The sequence below is a fragment of the Bacillus sp. ISL-18 genome, from assembly GCF_018613415.1.
Classification (GTDB): domain Bacteria; phylum Bacillota; class Bacilli; order Bacillales; family Cytobacillaceae; genus Neobacillus.
In genome coordinates, this window is the sequence record NZ_JAGGQG010000002.1 from 1,174,488 (window position 1) to 1,196,260 (window position 21,773).

Sequence of the window (21,773 nt, forward strand, 5' to 3'; positions counted from 1 at the left end):
TTTAATTTGTAAATAGGGTTATCGCTTACTTCCAAGCTTCGCTGAAATACGTATACCATATTGTATTACTTGTTCAATTAGATAACGTTGCCTTTCATCTGTTAAATTGAAATTAACATAACCGATGCTGACCGCTCCGATTAGTTCATTTGAGTGATTAAAGATGGGGGCTGCAACCGAGGAGGTGCCTTTGGTTCTTTCCTCATGGCTTTCCCCATATCCTTGCTTACGAATGGACTCTAACAGCTGAATGAATGATTCTGTATCTTCTTTCGGAACTAGTTGATTTACAATAGTTAAGGCTTCGTTTTTTGGCATATTCGCTAACATTACCTTATTGGCAGCACCGATATTCAGCGGGATACGAATTCCCAGCTGGTCATAGATTCTAATGGGGTTAGTAGGACAGTCAATCCGCTCCATCACTAAGGACTCTATGCCTATAGGTTTGCTAAAATAAACACACTCTTCTACCTCATACATTAATTTCTCCATTTCGGGACGAATCAGCCCGACAAAATCATAAGTGTCATACATCTTTAAGCCATACTCTAACCAGGTATTGCCCATTGAATAAAGTTTTAAATCTGGATCTTGCTGAACTAATCCATGTTTAATCATGGATTGTAATAGACGATGCATGGTACTGACCGGCAGTTCACATTCCTTAGCTAAATCTGTTATAGAATACCATCTTTTTATCTCGCTATCATTTAGTACTTTAATTACGTGCATGGCTCGGTCGATTGTTTGCATGAGGCCACTCCTATCCACTATCTTTATTCTTTTTATAAAGAAATCTGTAAATTCAAAATATATTGACATGTAACTCCACCTACTATAATATCATATTATGAAATTCCATTCTAAGAAAATGTTTTCCACTATGCGGAAAACGAAAGGAGAGGTTGATTTGGTTTCTTCCATGTATAAAAAGTTAACAAAAGTTATTCTGAAACATCCCAAGGATGCTTTTATCAGTCAAGAACATTTGAATAATGCCTGGAAAAATTTCAATTACATCCAAGAACCAGATTACATAAAGGCACATCAAGAATTTGAGCAGTTTCTTGCCATTATGAAAGAACATGTAGGTGAAATAGAGTTTTTACCTGCAACAGAAACAGTAGGATTAGATTCTCTTTATGCCCATGACCCTGTTAAATTCACCAAAAAGGGAGCCATCATTTTAAAATCAGGGAAAAGACTCCGTCAGCCGGAAGCACAAGCTTATAAACGTTTTTTACATGACAAGAATATTCCGATCCTAGGAGAACTTACCGGTGATGCGGTGGCTGATGGAGGAGACCTAGTATGGTTCGACGATCGTACGTTGTTAATTGGCCGAGGGTATCGTACCAATGATGAAGCCATCCGCCAAATTCAAGAAATCACAAAAGATATAGTGGATGAATGCATCATTGTTCAGTTGCCGCATCATCAAGGAGAAGAGGAATGTCTTCATCTTATGTCGTTCATCAGTATCGTAGATGAAAATCTAGCAGTGGTCTATTCCAGGTTAATGCCTGTCTTCCTAAGACAGTTACTTATCAAACGATGCTTTGAATTAATAGAGGTACCCGATGAAGAATACGAGCGGCTTGGCTGCAATGTACTTGCTTTAGCTCCAAGAGTGTGTGTAATCGTCAGTGGAAATCCATATACAAAACAACAATTAATTGAGGCAGGGGCAGTTGTTTATGAATATGACGGAAATGAAATCTCGTATTTAGGAACGGGCGGACCAACTTGTCTTACCTGTCCAGTTGTTCGTGAATAAAAATAGAGGAGGATGAAACATGTTTAAACATACGATTGTAAAGATACCAGGTGAAAGTTATGTGAATGGTTTGACTACTGCCAATCTGGGAAGACCAGAATTAGCAAAAGCATTAGAACAGCATAAAGCCTACATTCGTGCTTTAGAAAAATGTGGAACGGAGGTAACGGTTTTACCGAGTACGATTGAATTTCCAGATTCCACTTTTGTCGAGGATACAGCAGTACTGACTCCAAGTTTTGCTGTTATTTCCAACCCAGGAGCTCTTTCACGGAACGGAGAAATCCATGAAATGGAACCTGTCATAAAGTCTTTCTATGAAACTATTTATTATATTAAAGCTCCGGGAACTCTTGATGGAGGAGATATTTTACAGATAGACGATCATTTCTATATTGGTGTCTCTGTGAGAACCAATGTTGAAGGGGCCAGACAATTAAAACAAATTTTTGAATCAGAGGGTTATAAAGCGACGATTATTTATTTGGAGAAATTTTTCCATCTAAAGACAGGGATCGCCTATTTAGGTAACCAAACCATTGTTGTTGCTGGAGAATTTATAGATCACCCTGACTTCAGCTCTTTTAAAAAAATTATTGTTCCACCTGATGAGGAATATGCGGCCAATTGTATCCGGGTCAATGACTATGTCATTATTCCTGCTGGCAACCCGGTAACGAAACAAAGAATTAATGAAGCCGGCTATCCAACCATTGAACTCGACATGTCTGAGTTTCGAAAGTTGGATGGCGGATTAAGCTGTTTGTCACTGCGTTTTTAGTAAACTGCATTTTCAAGAGGGGTGGGAGAGCGAATGGGTAATCAAGGGGTTCATCAGGAACTATTAAATCGGTCAATGAAACGCCGTCATTTGTTTATGCTTTCATTAGGGGGAGTCATCGGAACGGGGTTGTTTTTGAATGCTGGTTATACGATTAATCAAGCAGGAGCAGGCGGTGCCTTAATTGGGTATATTTTCGGCGGCATCATTTTGTATCTTGTTATGGTCTGTTTAGGGGAGCTTGCTGTCTATATGCCTGTTACCGGTTCCTTTCAAACGTATGCAAGTAAATTTATTAACCCATCTGCCGGCTTTTCGCTGGGTTGGATGTATTTTATTGGCTCTGCGACTACGGCAGGAGTAGAATTCACCGCAGCTGGAATCATTATGAAGCGATGGTTTCCGGATGTATCTGTATGGGTTTGGTGTGCTGTATTTATTCTCCTGTTATTTTTATTGAATGCCTTAACAACAAGAGGATTCGCTGAAGCTGAATATTGGTTTTCGGGAATTAAAGTGGTAGCCGTGATCTTTTTTATTATCATTGGTGTAGGAGCAATAATTGGCATTATTCCGTTAGAAGATCGGCCGGCTCCTTTATTGCAAAACCTGGCCCCAACTAGTTTATTCCCTGCTGGGATTGCCATTCTGTTTGTAACGATGATGAATGTGATCTTTTCGTATCAAGGATCTGAATTGATTGGCATTGCAGCGGGTGAGAGCGAAGAACCTCAAAAGAACATACCTCGTGCCATTCGCAACGTGTTATTTAGGATTATTATCTTTTATCTTGCCTCTATTATTATCTTATCAGCCATTTTTCCAACAAAGGAGCTTGGATTACTGGAAAGTCCATTCGTGACCTTAATGGACCTGGCTGGAATTCCTTTTGCACCTGATATCATGAACTTTGTGATCCTGACCGCCATTTTATCAGTCGGAAATTCATGTATCTATGCATCCACTAGACTTCTGTGGGCAATGTCTCATGATGGGATGGCGCCGAAAGTGTTTGGTAAATTATCCAAACGGAAGGTCCCGTTTACAGCCCTAGTCTTTACCATGATTTTTTCATTACTATCTTTGTTAACGAGTGTGCTTGCTGCTGATACAGTTTTTGTATTATTGATGTCGATTGCAGGAATATCAGTAACCATCTCATGGATCGGAATTGCCCTTTCCCAATTCATGTTTCGCCGTAAATACCTGCGGCAGGGTGGGAAATTAGAAGATTTACAGTATAGAGTTCCCTTCTATCCATTAATACCCCTCGTTTGCATTGTATGTTGTGTTTCAATCTTAATATTTTTAGCATTTGACCCAACCCAATTAATAGGACTCCTCATTGGATTAGGATTCCTGCTAATTTGCTACCTATCCTTCTATTTCAAAAATAGGGTGTCAGGCACCACAAATATACAGAGTCCATCACAGGTGGACAATGATCTTTCACAAAAACATTAAGTTTAACTATTAAGAGAGTAATTATTATTTTACGAATTGATTTCAAAGGAGTAAATGAACATGGAGCAGCTTAGGTGGGGAACACCGGAAGCATTAAGAGGATTGTTGTGTGAGCTAGTGAGTTGGCATAGTATGACCTTAACGGAGGGTGAACGTGAATTTCCCTTAAAGGTTATGGCGAAGTTGAAAGAACTCCAATATTTTCGCGACAATCCAATTAACCTGAAACTGAATGAAGCCGATTTGGATCGTCGTTTTTTAACCGCATTATATAGTCATAAGGAAGTAAAGGACACAATTGTTTTAATCAGCCATTTTGATACAGTAAACACGGAAGAATATGGAGACCTTGAGCCATTTGCCTATCAACCTGAAGCTTTGACTAAATTACTTTTTGATAGAATGGATGAATTAAACGGAGATGCACAGGTTGATCTTTTATCGGGTCAATATTTATTTGGCCGAGGGACAATGGACATGAAAATGGGACTCGCGATGCACATGGGGTTACTGGAAAAAGCAGCGGTTGAAAAATGGCCGATTAATCTCTTGTTGCTTACCGTTCCTGATGAGGAGGTTAATTCATCAGGTATGCGAGCGGCCGTGACCAAACTATTAGAGCTAAAAGAAGAACATCAACTCGACTATAAGTTATTCTTAAATGGAGAGCCCGTCTTTACACAAGAACCTGGGGACAGAAGTTATTATGTTTATTCTGGTTCCATCGGAAAAATTATGCCTTCCGCACTTTTTTATGGGAAAGAAACCCATGTAGGTGAACCGCTTAGCGGTATTACGGCACCCTATATTGCTTCCTTTTTAACGCAGCGGATGGAGTGGAATATGAACCTGCAGGAAAATGTGATGGGAGAAACCACACCGCTTCCCGTAACACTTCAGCAAAAGGATTTACGATTGGAATATTCCGTTCAAACTCCATATCGATCTGCAGCCTTGTATAATGTTTTCTTAATGAAACGGACTGCAGAAGAAATTATGGAGATATTTGAAAAAATCGCTCAAGATGCAGCGATAGCATGCAACCAATCCTATAAAGAGGTTTGTCTTAAGCAATCCGCCACACCGATTGGTGAAGTCCGGGTTTTGCGTTTTGAAGATTTACAAATGCATGCGATTCGAAAATTTGGTCTGGAACTAGTCGAGAAAGTGAAGGATGGGGTTCAAGCTAATTCCAATTGGGATGACCGTGAAAAATCCTTAAGAATTGCAGACAGTCTAATGATTGAGTGCCAAGAACTTGCTCCAGCGATTGTATTAATTTATGCACCGCCATATTATCCAGCAGTCAATTCTTCTCACGACCATCTTGTGAAAAAGTGTGTTCAATATGTGAGGGAAGAAGGATGGAAGAAATTTGCTTTACCTGTCAAACAAGTACATTATTTCAATGGAATTAGCGACTTAAGTTATCTAAACTATCAAGATGATGGAAAAGGCTGGACTGCCTTTAAAGCAAATACGCCTGTATGGGGGAGCAGCTATACCATTCCTTTCGATGCTATGGTCCAACTCCAAGCACCTGTTTTAAATGTCGGTCCGTTTGGAAAAGATGCCCATAAACGCACGGAACGACTACACATGAAAAATGCCTTTGAAGAGGTCCCACTCCTTGTTGAAGGCATGATCAAAATGATTGCCGCTAGTAGGTGCCAGATACCGAGTAATTCAAACTAAATGGAAATGCCCCCAGCTTGGGGGCATTTTTCATGTGTATTAAAACAATAGTACGATAGTTTCTTCAACATATTTGGAATCGAACAAAAGTATTCTAAAATATAAAAATAATACGGAGAGAATACATTATTTGTATGTACTCAAGCCATACTGTATGGCCCCCATATACCCTTGCTTCGCTGATTCAATGATTAATTCATAAGCTTCTTCAAACCTTAACTGATTTTCAAGCAAAACGGCAAGGTTTAACATAGATGGTGGATACCCTAAACGAATGGCATGCTTATAGTAGCTTTCTGCTTTTTTATCATCTGGTAAAATATCAGAATAGCCGAACTGATAGATTTTACCTAATGCATTTAATGCCTCAATTTCCCCCTGGGTTGCAGCCGTATTTAGGGAATGTAATGCCTGATTAAGATCCAAGGCAACCCCTAAACCTTTAAGATACATCATCCCTTGATAATAAAGAGCACCTGTATGCCCTAAAACAACAGCATCAGAAAAATACTCAAATGCCCTTAGGTAGTCCTTGGTAATTCCTAACTGGTCACTTCCAAAATAATGATGTTTCCCCATTTCAAACTCTGCAGCTGGAAAACCTTTATTGATAATTTGAGAAAGAAGATTGAATGCTTCCAGGAAGCTTTCAGTTTCATAGAATCGTTTGTATTCTTTAAAGAGATCCTCTGGAGTAATGTTTTCTGACCGAATTTGATCAGTATTGAGCATTTTATTAAAGTCATTATTAATGGTAGATTCATTAAATTTCAAATTAATCCCTCCTAATACTTCTTGTTAAAATGGAAATGTTGCCGCAAGTAAAGAAAATTAAACCACTAGAGATTGGTTTTTTTATAGGAGAACCTATTTGTTTTCAAGAGATCGTAGGTTAATAAGTAAAATTAGGACGGATAAATGAACATCCCTTGTATTCTTTATAAGAGAATCATCAAGGGATGCCTAATTAACTTGAATAAAATGCTGACTTCCATTTACCTGTTATTCTCAAAGAATAGCTAGATAAGGACTGTTTCTCTTCCAGTCGTCCTTCTTAAAATTTTATGGAGTTTAAATGTTCTCCACAATTGTTGCGACACCTTGGCCTCCACCGACGCACAAGGTAGCTAAACCAAAACGATTCTCACGTTTCTTCATCTCATGAATTAAAGAAACCAAAATTCTTGCTCCGCTGGCCCCAATTGGGTGACCTAGGGCAATCGCACCGCCATTTACGTTTAATTTTTCCTTATTAAAATGCAATTCCCGATCTACTGCGATTGCTTGGGCAGCAAATGCTTCATTTGCCTCAATTAAATCCACCTCTTCTAATGATAAAGAAGCTGTTTGGAGAGCTTTATTTACTGCTGGGACTGGACCAATTCCCATAATACTTGGATCAACCCCAGCAACCGCATTCGCTTTAATAACGACTAATGGTTTAAGCTGCAGTTCCTCGGCCTTTTTCCGGCTCATAACCACTAATGCAGCAGCACCATCATTAATTCCTGAAGCACTTGCGGCTGTAACCGTTCCATCCTTTTTAAAGGCTGGGCGAAGTTTTTCTAGCCCGGCTGCAGTTGTTCCAAACTTAGGGAACTCATCCTGGCTAAAGACGCTTACTTGGCCTTTGCGACCTGGGATTTCAACAGGAACAATTTCATCTGCGAATCGATTGGATTCAATTGCAGCTTGGGCCTTTTGTTGACTCCAGGCAGAAAATTCATCTTGCTCCACGCGGGTAATTTCATATTTTTCAGCGAGATTCTCAGCTGTTACACCCATGTGATAATCATTTTCGGCGCACCATAATCCGTCAGAAATCATGCTGTCGAGAATTTTTTGGTCTCCCATTTTAAATCCGTTCCGGCCGCCTTTTAATAAATAGGGGGCTTGACTCATATTTTCCATACCTCCAGCTACGACCACTTCAGCTTCGCCGGAAAGAATGGCTTGTGTTGCCAAGTGAACCGCTCTTAAGCCAGAACCACAAACCATGTTAATCGTCATGGCAGGTGATTCCTGTGGTACTCCCGCTGCAAGAGAAGCTTGTCTAGCAGGGTTTTGGCCCGCGCCGGATTGTAACACGTTACCCATAATAACTTGATCAACATTAGTAGGAGATATTCCTGCTCTTTCAATAGCCGCTTTTATCACTGTGGTCCCAAGTTCTTTAACCGAAACATTTTGTAAACTTCCTAGAAAACTTCCAATTGGTGTTCTAACAGCACTTACAATAACAACTTCATTTACTGCCATCTGAATCACTCCCATAGCGAATTTATTATACTCCTATGTATAATTTCTCCCATATGATACTACATCTAGTAGTTAGTTTTCTAAGTAATTCTTCGACAAATTTAGTAGCTTGATTTTTTATATGATTAATTGGATGGCAGTAAATTTACTCGATTGAGAGGAATGTCTTTTGGGAGGTAATTTCAGTTGGGAGTGGGAGAAAAGGATAATTCTCTACTCAAAAAAGAACCAAAATAAGAAGAGATAAATCGAACAAAATAAATAGAGCGAATTTTGTTGGAATTTCATATAATTTAGCGGTTGTTGTAGAAATAAATTTTTGGATGAGTAGTCAACTGTCCGGTTTACAAGACAAAATTCTAGTAAATCAGCCAAAACAGTTTGTTACAATAGTAAAAGTGTTTTTCCTTGTTTGTTGCTAAAAAAAGAAGGGAAAAACATGGAGGTTTTTCCCTTGTATCTTATTTCTTTTCTATACAAATCTCAGCTAAGTTATCGGACTCAATCTAAATAACTAAACCGCCATCTACACTTAAAACCGTTCCATTAATATACTTGGCGTCATCTGAAGCTAAGAACAGGTACGCAGCTGCAATATCTTCTGGTTGACCAAGTTTTTTAAGTGGTGTTTTATCTTTCATATAATTAAGAACCTTTTCTGGAACAGCTGCAGTCATTCCTGTTTCAATGAAGCCAGGTGCAACGGCATTCACTCTAATTCCTTTCGGTCCAAATTCCTTCCCCCAGCTTTTGGTTAACCCGATTACCCCAGCCTTTGTTGCAGCATAATTAGTTTGGCCAATATTTCCATATACTCCAACAACGGAAGAAGCATTCAGGATCACGCCCGAACCTTGTTTTAGCATAATAGGAGCGACTGCCTTGGTACATTTAAATACACCTGACAAGTTAACAGAAATCACTTTCTCCCAATCTGATTCGTCCATCTTAGTAAGAAAGCCATCAAGGGTAATCCCTGCATTGTTGATCAGGACATCAATTTTACCATGCTTTTGGATAATTGATTGAACCATTCCTTCGATTTGGGAGCTGTCCGTTACATTGACTTGGAAGAATTCAGCTTTTTCATCATTCAAATCTTCCAATGCTTTTCTTCCAGCTGCTTCATCATAATCACATATAACAACAAACGCTCCTTCTTGTAGAAATTTTTTTGCTGTTTCTTTTCCAATTCCTTGTGCTCCGCCGGTAATCAAAACAACGCTTTCATTAAACTTCAAACTTACCACCTCTTTTTTTAAATTCATCCATACACCAGAATTCACGAAGAGAAACCAATCAGTCTGAAATTTGTCTAAATTGTGAACAAAATAACAGCAAAGAAAATAAATTTGTCGATTCGTGTTGAAAGAAGGCTGGATCCAGCAGCTTCAAACAAGGAATTATCCTCTTAAAAGCAATTGCGATTTGCTAAAAATATTATTCAATTCATAACAAAAATAGAACTAAGGAAAAAATATCCTCCGTTTTGAAAACGCTTAAACCATTGCCGTTATTGGGTTTGTTTAGGTTAGAAAAAATTCTATATATGTAATCTACATAGAGGTTAGAAATTTGTCGTAAAATGCAATAATATTTTTTGATTATTTTCAATGTTTGTTCTTTAATTGTTTGAAGGATGTTAGTATGATTAAAATGTCGATAAAAAGTTTAAGGAGGAATAAAATTGACGACAAATTTTAATGTTTTTGAAGCTTGGAAGGATCTATATAACCAAACTAGTAATTTATACGATGAAAAAATCATGGAATCCTTTCCTTCCCAGGGGATTGGCCAACTTTTGGACATGAATCTACAATTTAAAAAATTTATTGATGAGTCAACAGAAAAGTATCTAGAACTGAGCAACCTGCCATCCCGTAAGGATCTTGCTAACTTATCTGCTCAAATTGTTAATGTCGATGCTAAGGTTGATAGCATAGAAGAATTGCTTGAGGATAAACTCGAGAGCACAGATAATCAAGTGCCATTAAAAAGTGAAATAGCTGAATTGAAATCCGAAATGAAGAATTTAGATAAGAAACTTAATCAAATTCTATCCGCTTTAAAAGCTTAAGAATAACTACATACTAACAACTAATGGGGGATAATAACATGACAAATTTAACTGGTAAAGTAGCTATTGTAACAGGCGGCAGCAGAGGCATTGGTGCAGCGATTTCTATGGAACTTGCAAGACAGGGTGTAAAAATTGTTCTAAATTATGTTTCTCGTGAAGAATTAGCAGAAAAAATGGTTGCCGATATAAATGAAATCGGTGCAGAAGCTTATGCAGTTCGTGCAGATGTTTCCAATACTGATGAAGCTGCCCATCTTGTTCAAGAGGCCATCGAGCATTTCGGAAAAGTAGATATCTTGGTTAATAACGCAGGAATTACAAGAGATAGCACATTTAAAAAGCTAAGCTCAGAGGATTGGAGAAAAGTAATTGATGTTAACCTAAACAGTGTTTATAACACAACATCTGCTGCACTTCCTTATCTGCTTGAATCGGATGCAGGCCGTATTATCAATATTTCTTCCATCATTGGACAAGCTGGCGGCTTTGGTCAAACTAACTATGCAGCAGCAAAAGCCGGACTTATTGGATACACAAAATCTCTTGCCCTTGAGCTTGCGAAAACAAATGTAACTGTTAATGCGATTTGCCCAGGATTTATCGGAACGGAAATGGTTCAAGCAATCCCTGAGAAAGTTCTTGCTGGAATTGTAGAAAAGGTTCCGCAAAAACGTTTAGGAAAACCGGAAGAAGTAGCTCGTGGCGTTGCTTTCCTATGTAGTGATGGAGCTTATATTACTGGTCAGCAGCTTAATATTAATGGCGGACTTTACATGTAATTGTCATGAAGGCAGAAATCTATGTATATAGTAAATAATAATTAAGAAATGGAAGGAGTGAACTTTCGTGAGCGTACTTGCGGAAAAAGATTGGGACATGTTTCTTGACGCACTCCCTGAAGAGTATGGTAAGCAAATGAAACGAGTGATGAAGGCAACCCAAGTGTTAACTGTTGATCCTCAGCCAGAGGTCGGACCAACTCCAAAAGAGGTGGTTTGGACTAAAAATAAAACGAAACTATATCGTTATATTTCGGAACAACCAAAAAAGCATAAAATTCCATTATTGTTGGTGTATGCATTAATCAATAAACCATACGTTTTAGATCTGACTAAGGGTGGAAGTTTAATAGAATATCTAGTAAATAATGGGTTTGATGTTTATCTTCTTGATTGGGGTACTCCTGGTTATGAAGATCGAAATATGAAACTAGATGATTTTATTATTGACTATATCCCTCGGGCGGTAAAAAAGGTCTTAAAGACTTCGAATGTTGATGAAATTTCCATTCTTGGTTATTGCATGGGCGGTACGATGACATCCATTTTTGCAGCTCTTTATCCAGAATTACCAATCCGCAATTTGATCTTTATGACAAGTCCGTTTGATTTTGCGGATACAGGATCATATGGCGCTATGCTAAATGAAAAATATTTTAACATTGATAAAGTAGTAGATACCCTTGGTGTGATTCCTCCTGAAATGATTGACTTTGGAAACAAGTTAAGTAAGCCGATGGGTAACTTCTATGGACCATTTGTCAGTCTAGTTGACCGTGTTGAAAATGACAATTTTGTAAAAAGCTTTAAACTTCTACAAAAATGGTTAAACGACGGAATACCATTCCCAGGGGAATCTTATCGTCAATGGATTCGGGACTTTTATCAGAAAAACAAGCTGATTAAAGGGGAACTGGTCGTTCGCGGTCGCAAGGTTGATTTAAAAAATATCACTGCTAATGTATTGAATTTATCAGGTCAAAACGATCTAATTGCTCAGCCGCATATGGTAGAAGCTTTGATGGACGCGATTTCTAGTAAAGATAAACAATACAAAAACTTGCCAGTAGGTCATACCTCGATTACATTTGGCTCGCAAGCTTCCAAAATTACCTACCCAACCATTGGAGAATGGCTTGCTGAACGTTCTAGTTAACGTCCTGCTTTAAGAAATATTTACCCTAAAGTGAGTGGTTTAAACACACTCACTTTTTATATAGGTAACAATTATTATATTAAATTATCAAATAATACACAAGAAATAGATTTTTTTACCTAAAATATTTCCTATTCCCACTTTACTTATGGGATTAATTAGGTTAAGATTTAGAGAATTCAAAAAGTTAAGCTGATTGGTCAACCAAAGGCTCCTAAACGCATTTTGCGTAGAGGAGCCTTTTTTATTTCTTTGGCTGTGTTAAACTAGAATGTTGATTTCCGCTCCAGGCGGCTTCGCTTTCCGCGGGCGTGCCGGGGAGCCTCCGCGGCGCACTTGCGCCTGTGGGGTCTCCCCTGCCCCGTACTCCCGCAGGAGTCTTCGCCGCCTTCCGCTCCAATCAACATGATAAAAACCCACAATAACCTTTAACACAGGATTTTCTTTAAAAGCCAAAGACCTTTTTATTACCTATAGGAAGTCAAAAAGGGGGAATTGTTGTGAATATTGATCACCTTGAAGCGTTTATGTATGTCGTTCATTTGGAAAGTATTCATAAAGCAGCGGAAGCACTTTATTTATCACAGCCAACTGTTACAGCTAGGATTAAAACATTAGAACAGGACTTGGGCATCGATTTATTTTTACGGAAGGGAAGAAGCTTGACCTTATCGGGGGAGGGAAAAACGTTTATCCCATATGCAGAACAAATTATTCATACGTATCAACAAGGGAAGAAGCTGCTAAAAAAGGAAGACCATCCCGAGGAGCTAGTTATTGGGGCGAATCTCATTACCTCACAGTATTTTATGCCGTTTGCCCTTCCTCTTTTAAAAAAAGCGCATCCAGAGTTGCGGTTTAAATTTATCTCAGCTCCAAATGAGGTACTGCTTGAAAAATTGCTGCAGAAGCAAGTGGATATCGCCTTCATGAAGGATGTTTCGCATCGGGGGATACAAAAGCAAGAGTTTCTCGATAATTCACTTAAATTAGTTGTTTATCCCGGGCACTCTTTGCAATTTCAAGAGAAAATCTCTTTTCAGCAAATTGCAAATGAACCAATGGTATTTTTTGAATGTGGATCTTTTGACTGGAATCGTGTGTATCATTTATTTGAAGTGGCCAATATTGAACCAAAGATAGAATTTCTTGTGGACCATCTTGAGGTAGCTAAATCTATTATTCTAAGTAAAAATGGCATTGGATTTTTACCATCCTTAAGTATTAAAGAGGAACTGCAGCGGGGAGACCTTATTGAAATCGATGTGTCACATATTCTAGAAATTAATCTGCCTATTTTTGTAGCCCATTTACACAATGGATTCACACATTCGCTGGTCTGGGAAGATATCCTTGAGTCCGTTAAAGAATTTGAAAATTACCGTTATCTCGCTATAAATTAAATTTCCCGATGAATTGATAAATTTTTTCTATCATCTAACGTATTGCGGGATCCATCTTTTCCCTGATAGGATTAATCTCATGAAAGAACAAATCAGTATTCTAGATGAATAGTGGCAAAATAGTATTTAAATTCCGACTATTCAAGTGTGTATTCTTGGTTATTGGTTATTAAGGGAGGCAAGAAAGTATGAAAACACAAAATATATATGATGTAAGCCCATTGTTAAAATCCAAAAAGCAAAACTCCTTTGCAGCATATAACTATCTTAATATGCCTGATTTACAGTTTTTTAATTGGTGTAATCAGCAATTCAGGGTGAATCGAGGGATATACAATACGATTGATCAATGGTTTTACGAATATGGGGTCGTTAATATCTATTCCCGCAGAATTCAGTTATTAGCATTCTTAGATTCTGTTAAAGATCAGTTAAATGAACCATATTCATCTAAATTTATTCGATTTGGTCATGGAGGTCTTACCAAAAAGCTAAATGATTTTATCATGGATAACGGTTAGATTTAATTAACATTATTGATAGATTTTTTTAATCAAAAATTGATAATTTCCTATCAGTGAAACTATTGCCAGTTCCTTATTTCCGATGATAGGATAAACAACAATAAATCAAAAACCAACTTATCTGGTTGGTAAAGTCGGAATAAAACGGAGGGAACGTAAATGAGTTATAAGTTAAGTATACTGGATCAGAGTCCAATATTCCCAGGTACTACTGCTTCACATGCATTGCAACAAACCGTATTACTAGCTCAAAAAGCAGAAGAATGGGGCTATACACGTTTCTGGGTATCAGAACATCATAATGCAGAACAATTAGCAGGATCATCGCCAGAAGTATTAATATCCTATTTATTGGCACAAACCAAGACCATCCAAGTTGGCTCAGGTGGGGTGATGCTTCAGCACTACAGTCCATATAAGGTGGCTGAAAACTTCCATGTCTTATCAAACCTTGCACCTGGAAGAGTTGACCTGGGGATTGGGAAAGCACCAGGCGGTCTTCCACTGTCAACAAAAGCCTTACAGTATGGAACAGTCAATGATGGGAAAGACATTTCAGATCGGCTCTCCTTTTTAGTAGACTTAATTGAAAACTCGGTTGATAGCGCAGATCCGCTTGCGGGAATCCAAGCAACCCCAATTCCTCAGGAAAAACCTGAAATATTTCTGCTTGGGGCTAGTGCAACCAGTGCTCGGCTTGCTGCTGAATTGGGAATATCATTTGTTTTTGCTAAATTTATCAATAGTGATGACCGGGTCCTTGAGAGTGCAGCCAATCAGTATCGGGCAGGATTCCCTAATGGAAGATTTATTGTTTCACTAGCTGTTATTGCGGCGCCTACTCAAACAGAAGCAGAACAATTGGTGGGGGACAGGAAAATAGTCAAAGTTCATCTCCAGAGTGGACGTTCGGTTACGGTACAATCCATTGAACAAGCAGAGGTTTTTGGAAAGCAATCAGGGGAGCCATATGAAATCACGGAACAAGAAGCAGACATTATTGCGGGAACACCGGGTTATGTAACGGAAGTTTTAAGTCAACTTCAAAAAACCTACCAGGTCGATGAATTCATCATACATACACCTATTGAACGAGAAGCAGAGAGGTTTCAATCCTTTCAGTTGTTAAGCCCACTAGGTATAACAACTGTTCAGCCGCTAAACAGATAAGGATTCAAAGATTGCTTATTTTTTTAAAAATACAGCCATCGTTCCCTTTAAATCCTACTAATTCGATAAGTTTAATTAATTTCAATGAATTTAACTGTATTTCGATAGAATTTATCTATATAAACTATATGTTTTTCTATCAGTGAAAGTATAGAAACGCACCTCTATCCGTGATAGGATAATCCACAACAAAAGTATTCCTATCAAATAACTAAGAATTAAATGTAAAAAAGGAGGAACTTCAATGTCAAATCCAAAAAAATTGAAATTTGGGGCAATTATTCATGGAGCTGGCGGAAATATTGCTGGATGGAGGCATCCTGCTATTCAAGCAGATGCAAGTGTAAGTTTTGATTTTTACTCCAATCAGGCGCAGAAGGCTGAAGAAGGAAAATTCGACTTAGTCTTTATCGCAGATGGCTTGCACATTAATGAGAAATCCATTCCACACTTTTTAAATCGGTTTGAACCACTAACGATTTTATCAGCTCTTGCTGCTGTCACCTCAAGAATTGGTCTCGTAGGGACACTATCCACTTCCTATAGCGAACCGTTCAATGTGGCAAGGCAGTTTTCGTCCCTTGATCATATCAGTCATGGCCGGGCCGGCTGGAATGTTGTTACTTCACCACTGGAAAAAACGGCTTTAAATTTTAGTAAAACGATTGAAGAACATCCCGACCATGGAAAAAGGTACCGTATTGCAGCTGAATATTTGCAGGTCGCGAAAGGGCTTTGGGATTCTTGGGAAGACGATGCATTTGTTCGGGATAAAGAAACAGGCGTGTTTTTTGATCCAGATAAATTGCATCCATTAAATCACAGAGGGGAGTTTTTCTCCGTACAAGGACCACTTAATATCGGCAGATCGAAGCAAGGCAGACCGGTCGTATTTCAAGCAGGTTCTTCAGAGGCAGGAAAAGACCTTGCAGCTAAAGAAGCTGATGCGATCTTTACAGGACATCCAACATTAGAAGCCGCTACAGCATTTTATCGGGATGTTAAAGCGAGAGCAAAAGATAACGGACGTAATCCAGATGAGCTCGTCATCCTTCCAGGGGTCTCACCCATTATTGCTGCTACAGAAGAAGAAGCAGAAAGAAAATATCAAGAAATCGCAAATCTGGTATCAATTGATAAAGCACTTGACTATCTGGGCCGATATTTCGAGCATCATGATTTCTCACAATATCCGCTGGATGAACCATTTCCAGACCTAGGGGACTTAGGAAAGAATAGTTTCCAAAGTCATACTGATCGAATTAAACGGCAATCGAAAGAAGAAAATTTAACGCTTCGCCAAGTTGCTTTAAGAGAGACAACGCCAAAACCTGCTTTTCTTGGAACACCGGAAAAAGTAGCGGATCTTATCCAGGAATGGTTTGAAGCAGGTGGAGCTGATGGATTTATTATTGGTTCAGCTGTTCCAAATGGATTGAATGATTTTGTAGACTTTGTCGTGCCGATTCTGCAAAAACGAGGGCTATTTAGAACGGAATACGAGGCTGAAACCTTACGAGGTAATCTTGGAATTCCTTTTCCAGAAAACCGTTATACGAATACGGTGGTAACGCATTGAATAGTAAATACAATCAGTCTATATGCCGGCTAGTCAACTAGAGGCTCTCTATATTAAGATGATAAATCTTAAGTGGGGAGCCTATTTGTTAAAAATAAAACATGAATGGAGAAATTTAAGATGAGTAAAGAATTATCAGTTGTGGTTTGGGCTAAAGAAGGATGTCATTATTGCAGAGAAGTAAAACAATATTTAGATGATAAAGAAATAAAGTATAAAACCATTGATGTCACACATCATGATGAGAGTAGAGATATTCTGGAAATTAAGTATGGTGTTCGTCATGTGCCTGTCGTTGAAATTGGTCAAGGTGAAGTGTATGAAGGGGTAACGAAAGTGGGAATCGAACATCTTGAAGAAGTACTTGAAAAATTTCAAAAGCAAAATAGTCTAACCTAATTCCAACTAAATTCATATGTTTACTAGTTTAAGGGGTATTAGGATGCACTACATAGTACAGCAACGCTAGTAACTTTGAAAATAGTTGGGGAAAAATGAGAATAAAGGGTGGATCATAATGAAAGTTAAAAAACTATTTCTATTAACGTTAACGCTAGCAACTGCACTAGTGGCGGGGGCATGCTCGTCACAAGAAACAAGCAAAACCTCCAAAGCAAGCTCGAATATAGCTAAAGGAGAAACTAAAGTACAAAAAATAATTGTGGGAACAGGTACACAGTTTCCAAATGTCTGCTTTATCGATAAAGATGGAAAGTTAACCGGTTATGATGTGGAACTAGTTAGAAAAATAGATAAAAAACTGCCAGAGTACAAATTTGAGTTTAAAACAATGGAGTTTTCCAACCTGTTAATCAGCTTAGAAACCAATAAGATCGATTTTATTGCCCACCAGATGGAAGTCAATGAAGAACGACAAAAGAAGTTTCTTTTTAATAGCGAACCGTATAATATTTTTCCTCTTCATGTAACAGTAAAACAAGATAACAATGAAATTAATTCCATTAAAGATTTAAAAGGGAAAAAGGTTATCGTAAGTCCGACAAGTAACTCAGCTGTATTTATTGAAAAGTATAATAAGGAACATAACGCAGGTATACAAATTGTTTATGCAGGAAATGGGCCAGATTCTACGATTAATCAAATCAAAACCGGCAGAGCAGATGCCACCATTACGACACCATTTTCAGTGGATTTCCTTAATAAGCAAGTGGATGCTCAAGAAAAAGTAGTCGGTGAACCACTCTTAAATTCAAAAGTTTATTTCCTGCTTAGAAAAGATGAAACACCACTACAAAAGAGAATTGACGAAGCACTGGTTGAGTTGAAAAAAGAAGGGGTTGTTGGCGAATTAAGTAAAAAATGGTTAGGAGCTGACTATACCGTCAACTTTTAAATCATAGATTGTTATTGTTTGGAGGTTGGTTACCAATGGGCAAAGCGTTTGATCCTTTATTAATTATTGAGTTTTTACCAACACTACTGCATTATCTAGGGGTAACTCTTGAGATTTTAGCAGCATCTATTTTTCTAGGATTGATCCTCGGTGTAGCAGCCGCTATACCGAGGCTGTTTAAAATTCCTGTCTTAAATCAACTGGTCATTTTATATGTTTCGTTTATTCGCGGGACCCCGATTTTAATCCAATTATTTCTGGTTTTTTATGGCTTACCCGCCGTTCTGATGATGGTTACTATTGATATCTCTAAACTAGAGGCCATTTACTTTGTGATTATTACGTATGCAATTAGTAATGGAGCAGGATTTTCAGAAATTTTTAGAAGTGCCATTCGCGCTGTAGATAAAGGGCAGACGGAAGCCGCCTACTCAGTAGGAATGACCAGCACTCAAAACTTCTTTCGAATCGTTATACCACAGGCCATGCGGATTGCGTTTCCAAATCTGGCAAACTCAGTGATTGGATCTTTAAAGGACACTTCGCTTGCTTTTACACTTGGGGTGATGGATATAGTCGGCAGAGGAGATACGCTGATTTCAGCAACCGCTCATGCTTTGGAAGTGTACATATCCTTGTCTATTATCTATTATGCAGTGGTTTTATTGTTTGAAAAGATATTTAGTAAACTAGAAAAATATTTCAATCGTTATCAGAAAGCTGATTTATCAGCTGCCGCTTAGTAAGGAGGGGTATACATGACATTCGATCTTCCTTTTATATGGACTGCTCTTAAAGAAATTATTAAATCTCTTCCCATTACACTTATCTTAACGATTGTTCCCTTATTAGTAGGCTTTTTAATCGGAATGGTGGTTGCATTCGTCAGGATTTATCAAACGAGGTTTCTATACCGGGCAGCAAATGGCTATGTTTCCTTCTTTAGAGGAACTCCCATTATTATGCATATCATGGTCATTTATTATGGAATTCCCTTATTAATAGACCAAGTATCGTTAAAGTTTTCATTCAATATACAATCTAGCAAAATCCCGATTATTTTGTTTGTTTTAACTGCTCTGTCATTAGCAGCAGGTGCCTATTTATCAGAAATTATCCGCTCTGGGATTATTAGTGTTTCGGCTGGTCAATTGGAAGCTGCTTATTCGGTGGGGATGACGAAACTTCAAGCGATGTTTCGAATCATCCTGCCACAGGCGTTGGCACAGTCTATCCCAAATTTCACCAATATTTTTGTGGGATTTTTGCACACTTCGTCGATAGCCTTTCTTGTATCAGAAAAAGAATTGACAGGTGCTGCTAATATTGTGGCTTCCACTAACTTGAAATTTTTAGAGGCCTTTATCGCGGCAGGAATTATCTATTGGGGACTAACGATTATAGTTGAGGGAATTTCGTTATTACTTGAAAAAAGGGTGACATCGTATAATCGAGGAGGCGTCGCATGATTATTTTAAAAGAAATAAAAAAATCATTTAACAACCTACCCGTGTTAAAAGGGATTAATCTCAAAATAAATCGTGGTGAGGTGGTGACGATTCTTGGCCCAAGTGGTTCAGGGAAAACAACGTTACTTCGCTGCTTAAATTTCTTAGAAAGACCCGAAGCCGGTATTGTGCAAATTGGAAATACTCAGGTCAATACAATTAAGGCAACGAAAAAGGAAATGTTGTCGATCAGAAAGCAATCTGCTATGGTCTTTCAACATTATAATTTATTTGCTCATAAATCAGTGGTAGAAAACGTAATGGAAGGACTAATTGTTGCAAAAAAAGTAAAGAAAAAGGATGCCAGAATTCTAAGTGAACAAGTATTGGAAAAAGTGGGTCTCAGTGATAAATTACATTTTTATCCGTCGCAATTATCAGGTGGTCAGCAGCAGAGGGTAGGGATTGCTAGAGCATTAGCATTAAATCCAGAAGTCATTTTATTTGATGAACCGACATCGGCCTTAGATCCTGAATTAGTTGGAGAAGTGCTTTCCGTCATTAAAGAAATAGCTCAAGAAGGCATTACGATGGTAGTCGTTACACATGAAATGAGTTTTGCGAGAGAAGTGTCTGACCGTGTTTTGTTTATGGATGGGGGAGTAATAGTAGAGGAAGGAACTCCGGTAGAGATATTCCATGCACCAAAGGAAGAACGGACACGTCGATTTTTACAACGAATTTCAGGTGAATCCTTGTTTACACCGTTAAAACAGCAGATTAATTAAAAGCCAAATTTATTTTTTGGAAGGGTGATAATGACGATGGCGATTAATCAAATTATGATAGATGAATTAAAAGAAGAAGAAAAAGAAACCGTTCGGCAATTATTAGTGGAGAGTTATCAACAGTATGAGCATGAATATCAATCCGCTCAAGTTTGGGAGGAGTATTTAAGAAATATCAAGGCATCGGTTGATAATCCAGACGTCGAAAAAATCCTAATTGCCAAAAGTGAGGATCAAATTCTTGGGACCTTACAGTTATTTCTTTCATCAGATAAGGCCTATCAAAAGCCTGAATTACAGATTTCCTCACCCGTGATCCGATTATTGGCTGTTCATCCGGAAGCACGGGGACAGGGCATAGCACAAGCATTAATAAATGTTAGTCTTCAGTTTGCAAAGTCGCAAGGAGCAAACCAGTTGTATTTGCACACAGGTGATAAAATGCATAAGGCGATCCGCTTGTATGAATGGTTTGGCTTCAAGCGTGATCATACCAAAGAATTTTATAATCATGATATTTTGGTAAAATGCTATCGATATGATTTATAAAAAAGCAGCATATTTCTTATATGGAAGTGCGCAAGAATTACTAGAGCGCTGATTTTGCTAGCTTATATTTATAAAAGTCTATGATCCAAACGAAAAACGTTTCATTTATACCTAATTTCATAAATTGGAGTGATTCGGGTGGGGAATATTCTTCGAGACGCTGTTGAAAATAAGCGTAAAAAGTTAATCGATAAACTAATTGCCTTTAATGTATATAAGAAAGAAGATAAACACCTATTTGAATTATCACTAACCGAACTAGAAAATGAGTATAAAGCATTCAAAGCGATTCAACATCCACATTGTAATTTAGGTTCCCTAAAAATAATCAATAAGAAATCGAAATTCATCCATATATAATAGAAGAAAGGACGATTAACAATGAGCAAAGTAACAATAATTTCTGGAAGTCCTACAGAGGTAACAAGACTAAATGGAGTTCAACACGAGGTATTCAATCATTTTAATGGGAATGGGATTGTACCTGAAATTATAAATGTCCGCCATCTTCCATCAGAGGATTTAATTCAAGCGAAGTTTGATTCGAAAGAAATTATCGAGGCAAATAAAAAAGTGGAGGATGCGAACATTATCGTCATATTAACTCCGGTCTATAAAGCTTCATTCTCTGGTGTTTTGAAAACTTACCTAGATCTTCTCCCGCAAAGTGGTCTAGATGGGAAAACCATTTTACCCATTGCTGTCGGTGGCACGTTTGGGCACTTATTAATGATTGATTATTCCTTAAAACCGGTTCTGACAGCTTTAGGAGCAACTCATATTTTAAAAGGAGCCTTTATATTAGATAGTCAAATCAAAAAATTAGAAAATAATCGTTACGAATTAGACTCTGTGGCCAAAAGTCGCTTAAGTTCTTTATTAACTAGTATTAAACCATCCTTATTAACTGTATGAAGTTATTAATTTAGACCCAAAAGAGGCAAGTGAGAATTTGCCTCTTTTA

At 38.0% G+C, this 21,773-nt stretch carries 23 protein-coding genes; 19 read left to right on the forward strand and 4 right to left on the reverse strand.

Going from position 1 to position 21,773, the window contains the following annotated elements:
- Positions 1 to 18: 18 nt before the first annotated feature.
- Positions 19 to 756, reverse strand: a complete 738-nt coding sequence (locus J7E81_RS05565; RefSeq protein WP_215041105.1) for an IclR family transcriptional regulator — start codon at positions 754 to 756, stop codon at positions 19 to 21.
- Between the two features lie 169 nt (positions 757 to 925).
- On the opposite strand from J7E81_RS05565, the gene J7E81_RS05570 reads away from it, so the two are divergent.
- From J7E81_RS05570 to J7E81_RS05585, 4 genes are read left to right on the forward strand one after another with little or no spacing between them, the layout of a single operon-like run.
- The gene (locus J7E81_RS05570) at positions 926 to 1,780 is read left to right on the forward strand and encodes a dimethylarginine dimethylaminohydrolase family protein (protein WP_215041229.1); all 855 of its coding nucleotides are present in this window, start codon (positions 926 to 928) and stop codon (positions 1,778 to 1,780) included.
- 19 nt (positions 1,781 to 1,799) lie between these two features.
- The gene (locus tag J7E81_RS05575; RefSeq protein ID WP_215041106.1) at positions 1,800 to 2,561 is read left to right on the forward strand and encodes a dimethylarginine dimethylaminohydrolase family protein; all 762 of its coding nucleotides are present in this window, start codon (positions 1,800 to 1,802) and stop codon (positions 2,559 to 2,561) included.
- A gap of 33 nt (positions 2,562 to 2,594) precedes the next feature.
- Positions 2,595 to 4,025, forward strand: a complete 1,431-nt coding sequence (locus J7E81_RS05580; RefSeq protein WP_215041107.1) for an amino acid permease — start codon at positions 2,595 to 2,597, stop codon at positions 4,023 to 4,025.
- A 60-nt stretch (positions 4,026 to 4,085) separates the two neighbouring features.
- The gene (locus J7E81_RS05585) at positions 4,086 to 5,720 is read left to right on the forward strand and encodes a M20/M25/M40 family metallo-hydrolase (RefSeq protein ID WP_215041108.1); all 1,635 of its coding nucleotides are present in this window, start codon (positions 4,086 to 4,088) and stop codon (positions 5,718 to 5,720) included.
- A gap of 126 nt (positions 5,721 to 5,846) precedes the next feature.
- On the opposite strand, the gene J7E81_RS05590 is transcribed toward J7E81_RS05585, so the two are convergent.
- The 3 genes from J7E81_RS05590 to fabG form a co-directional block, all read right to left on the reverse strand.
- A complete protein-coding gene (locus J7E81_RS05590; protein ID WP_215041109.1) occupies positions 5,847 to 6,494 on the reverse strand; it encodes a tetratricopeptide repeat protein in 648 nt (215 codons plus the stop codon).
- Positions 6,495 to 6,791: 297 nt separating this feature from the next.
- On the reverse strand, positions 6,792 to 7,979 hold the full coding sequence (locus J7E81_RS05595) for an acetyl-CoA C-acetyltransferase (RefSeq protein WP_215041110.1): 1,188 nt from the start codon (positions 7,977 to 7,979) through the stop codon (positions 6,792 to 6,794).
- 506 nt (positions 7,980 to 8,485) lie between these two features.
- Positions 8,486 to 9,220 carry a 3-oxoacyl-[acyl-carrier-protein] reductase gene (gene fabG, locus J7E81_RS05600; protein ID WP_251028437.1) on the reverse strand — a complete coding sequence of 245 codons (735 nt, stop codon included), beginning with the start codon at positions 9,218 to 9,220 and terminating at the stop codon, positions 8,486 to 8,488.
- A 446-nt stretch (positions 9,221 to 9,666) separates the two neighbouring features.
- Here fabG and J7E81_RS05605 point away from each other — a divergent pair, with 446 nt between their 5' ends.
- The 15 genes from J7E81_RS05605 to ssuE all read left to right on the forward strand — a co-directional run bounded on the left by J7E81_RS05605 (position 9,667) and on the right by ssuE (position 21,724).
- The gene (locus J7E81_RS05605) at positions 9,667 to 10,056 is read left to right on the forward strand and encodes a polyhydroxyalkanoic acid synthase subunit PhaR (protein ID WP_215041112.1); all 390 of its coding nucleotides are present in this window, start codon (positions 9,667 to 9,669) and stop codon (positions 10,054 to 10,056) included.
- Positions 10,057 to 10,094: 38 nt separating this feature from the next.
- Entirely contained in the window at positions 10,095 to 10,838 is a 744-nt protein-coding gene (phbB, locus tag J7E81_RS05610) for an acetoacetyl-CoA reductase (protein WP_215041113.1), read from the forward strand.
- A gap of 97 nt (positions 10,839 to 10,935) precedes the next feature.
- The gene (phaC, locus tag J7E81_RS05615; RefSeq protein ID WP_215041230.1) at positions 10,936 to 11,994 is read left to right on the forward strand and encodes a class III poly(R)-hydroxyalkanoic acid synthase subunit PhaC; all 1,059 of its coding nucleotides are present in this window, start codon (positions 10,936 to 10,938) and stop codon (positions 11,992 to 11,994) included.
- Positions 11,995 to 12,494: 500 nt separating this feature from the next.
- Positions 12,495 to 13,397: a LysR family transcriptional regulator gene (locus tag J7E81_RS05620; protein WP_215041114.1), complete on the forward strand. Its 903-nt coding sequence runs from the start codon at positions 12,495 to 12,497 to the stop codon at positions 13,395 to 13,397.
- A gap of 188 nt (positions 13,398 to 13,585) precedes the next feature.
- Positions 13,586 to 13,918, forward strand: a complete 333-nt coding sequence (locus J7E81_RS05625) for a hypothetical protein (RefSeq protein WP_215041115.1) — start codon at positions 13,586 to 13,588, stop codon at positions 13,916 to 13,918.
- Between the two features lie 162 nt (positions 13,919 to 14,080).
- Positions 14,081 to 15,091 carry an LLM class flavin-dependent oxidoreductase gene (locus J7E81_RS05630; protein ID WP_215041116.1) on the forward strand — a complete coding sequence of 337 codons (1,011 nt, stop codon included), beginning with the start codon at positions 14,081 to 14,083 and terminating at the stop codon, positions 15,089 to 15,091.
- Positions 15,092 to 15,335: 244 nt separating this feature from the next.
- Positions 15,336 to 16,670 (forward strand): LLM class flavin-dependent oxidoreductase, encoded by a 1,335-nt coding sequence (locus tag J7E81_RS05635; RefSeq protein ID WP_215041117.1) that lies wholly within the window; start codon positions 15,336 to 15,338, stop codon positions 16,668 to 16,670.
- Positions 16,671 to 16,790: 120 nt separating this feature from the next.
- Entirely contained in the window at positions 16,791 to 17,069 is a 279-nt protein-coding gene (locus J7E81_RS05640) for a glutaredoxin family protein (RefSeq protein WP_215041118.1), read from the forward strand.
- Positions 17,070 to 17,187: 118 nt separating this feature from the next.
- Positions 17,188 to 18,024: a transporter substrate-binding domain-containing protein gene (locus J7E81_RS05645; RefSeq protein WP_215041119.1), complete on the forward strand. Its 837-nt coding sequence runs from the start codon at positions 17,188 to 17,190 to the stop codon at positions 18,022 to 18,024.
- 35 nt (positions 18,025 to 18,059) lie between these two features.
- A complete protein-coding gene (locus J7E81_RS05650; RefSeq protein ID WP_215041120.1) occupies positions 18,060 to 18,767 on the forward strand; it encodes an amino acid ABC transporter permease in 708 nt (235 codons plus the stop codon).
- 15 nt (positions 18,768 to 18,782) lie between these two features.
- Positions 18,783 to 19,493: an amino acid ABC transporter permease gene (locus J7E81_RS05655; protein ID WP_215041121.1), complete on the forward strand. Its 711-nt coding sequence runs from the start codon at positions 18,783 to 18,785 to the stop codon at positions 19,491 to 19,493.
- Positions 19,490 to 20,260, forward strand: coding sequence for an amino acid ABC transporter ATP-binding protein (locus J7E81_RS05660; RefSeq protein ID WP_215041122.1), 771 nt, complete (start codon positions 19,490 to 19,492; stop codon positions 20,258 to 20,260). Before J7E81_RS05655 ends, J7E81_RS05660 begins: the two co-directional genes overlap by 4 nt.
- 36 nt (positions 20,261 to 20,296) lie before the next feature.
- Positions 20,297 to 20,809, forward strand: coding sequence for a GNAT family N-acetyltransferase (locus J7E81_RS05665; protein WP_215041123.1), 513 nt, complete (start codon positions 20,297 to 20,299; stop codon positions 20,807 to 20,809).
- 138 nt (positions 20,810 to 20,947) lie between these two features.
- A complete protein-coding gene (locus J7E81_RS05670; RefSeq protein WP_215041124.1) occupies positions 20,948 to 21,169 on the forward strand; it encodes a Fur-regulated basic protein FbpA in 222 nt (73 codons plus the stop codon).
- A gap of 21 nt (positions 21,170 to 21,190) precedes the next feature.
- Positions 21,191 to 21,724 (forward strand): NADPH-dependent FMN reductase, encoded by a 534-nt coding sequence (gene ssuE, locus J7E81_RS05675; RefSeq protein ID WP_215041125.1) that lies wholly within the window; start codon positions 21,191 to 21,193, stop codon positions 21,722 to 21,724.
- Positions 21,725 to 21,773 lie beyond the last annotated feature (49 nt).

Bases quoted from the DNA above. Each gene is read 5' to 3' on its own strand.
- J7E81_RS05565 (WP_215041105.1), bottom strand. From the start codon at position 756: ATGCAAACAATCGACCGAGCCATGCACGTAATTAAAGTACTAAATGAT.
- J7E81_RS05570 (WP_215041229.1), top strand. From the start codon at position 926: ATGTATAAAAAGTTAACAAAAGTTATTCTGAAACATCCCAAGGATGCT.
- J7E81_RS05575 (WP_215041106.1), top strand. From the start codon at position 1,800: ATGTTTAAACATACGATTGTAAAGATACCAGGTGAAAGTTATGTGAAT.
- J7E81_RS05580 (WP_215041107.1), top strand. From the start codon at position 2,595: ATGGGTAATCAAGGGGTTCATCAGGAACTATTAAATCGGTCAATGAAA.
- J7E81_RS05585 (WP_215041108.1), top strand. From the start codon at position 4,086: ATGGAGCAGCTTAGGTGGGGAACACCGGAAGCATTAAGAGGATTGTTG.
- J7E81_RS05595 (WP_215041110.1), bottom strand. From the start codon at position 7,979: ATGGCAGTAAATGAAGTTGTTATTGTAAGTGCTGTTAGAACACCAATT.
- phbB (WP_215041113.1), top strand. From the start codon at position 10,095: ATGACAAATTTAACTGGTAAAGTAGCTATTGTAACAGGCGGCAGCAGA.
- phaC (WP_215041230.1), top strand. From the start codon at position 10,936: ATGTTTCTTGACGCACTCCCTGAAGAGTATGGTAAGCAAATGAAACGA.
- J7E81_RS05625 (WP_215041115.1), top strand. From the start codon at position 13,586: ATGAAAACACAAAATATATATGATGTAAGCCCATTGTTAAAATCCAAA.
- J7E81_RS05630 (WP_215041116.1), top strand. From the start codon at position 14,081: ATGAGTTATAAGTTAAGTATACTGGATCAGAGTCCAATATTCCCAGGT.
- J7E81_RS05635 (WP_215041117.1), top strand. From the start codon at position 15,336: ATGTCAAATCCAAAAAAATTGAAATTTGGGGCAATTATTCATGGAGCT.
- J7E81_RS05640 (WP_215041118.1), top strand. From the start codon at position 16,791: ATGAGTAAAGAATTATCAGTTGTGGTTTGGGCTAAAGAAGGATGTCAT.
- J7E81_RS05645 (WP_215041119.1), top strand. From the start codon at position 17,188: ATGAAAGTTAAAAAACTATTTCTATTAACGTTAACGCTAGCAACTGCA.
- J7E81_RS05650 (WP_215041120.1), top strand. From the start codon at position 18,060: ATGGGCAAAGCGTTTGATCCTTTATTAATTATTGAGTTTTTACCAACA.
- J7E81_RS05655 (WP_215041121.1), top strand. From the start codon at position 18,783: ATGACATTCGATCTTCCTTTTATATGGACTGCTCTTAAAGAAATTATT.
- J7E81_RS05660 (WP_215041122.1), top strand. From the start codon at position 19,490: ATGATTATTTTAAAAGAAATAAAAAAATCATTTAACAACCTACCCGTG.
- J7E81_RS05665 (WP_215041123.1), top strand. From the start codon at position 20,297: ATGGCGATTAATCAAATTATGATAGATGAATTAAAAGAAGAAGAAAAA.
- ssuE (WP_215041125.1), top strand. From the start codon at position 21,191: ATGAGCAAAGTAACAATAATTTCTGGAAGTCCTACAGAGGTAACAAGA.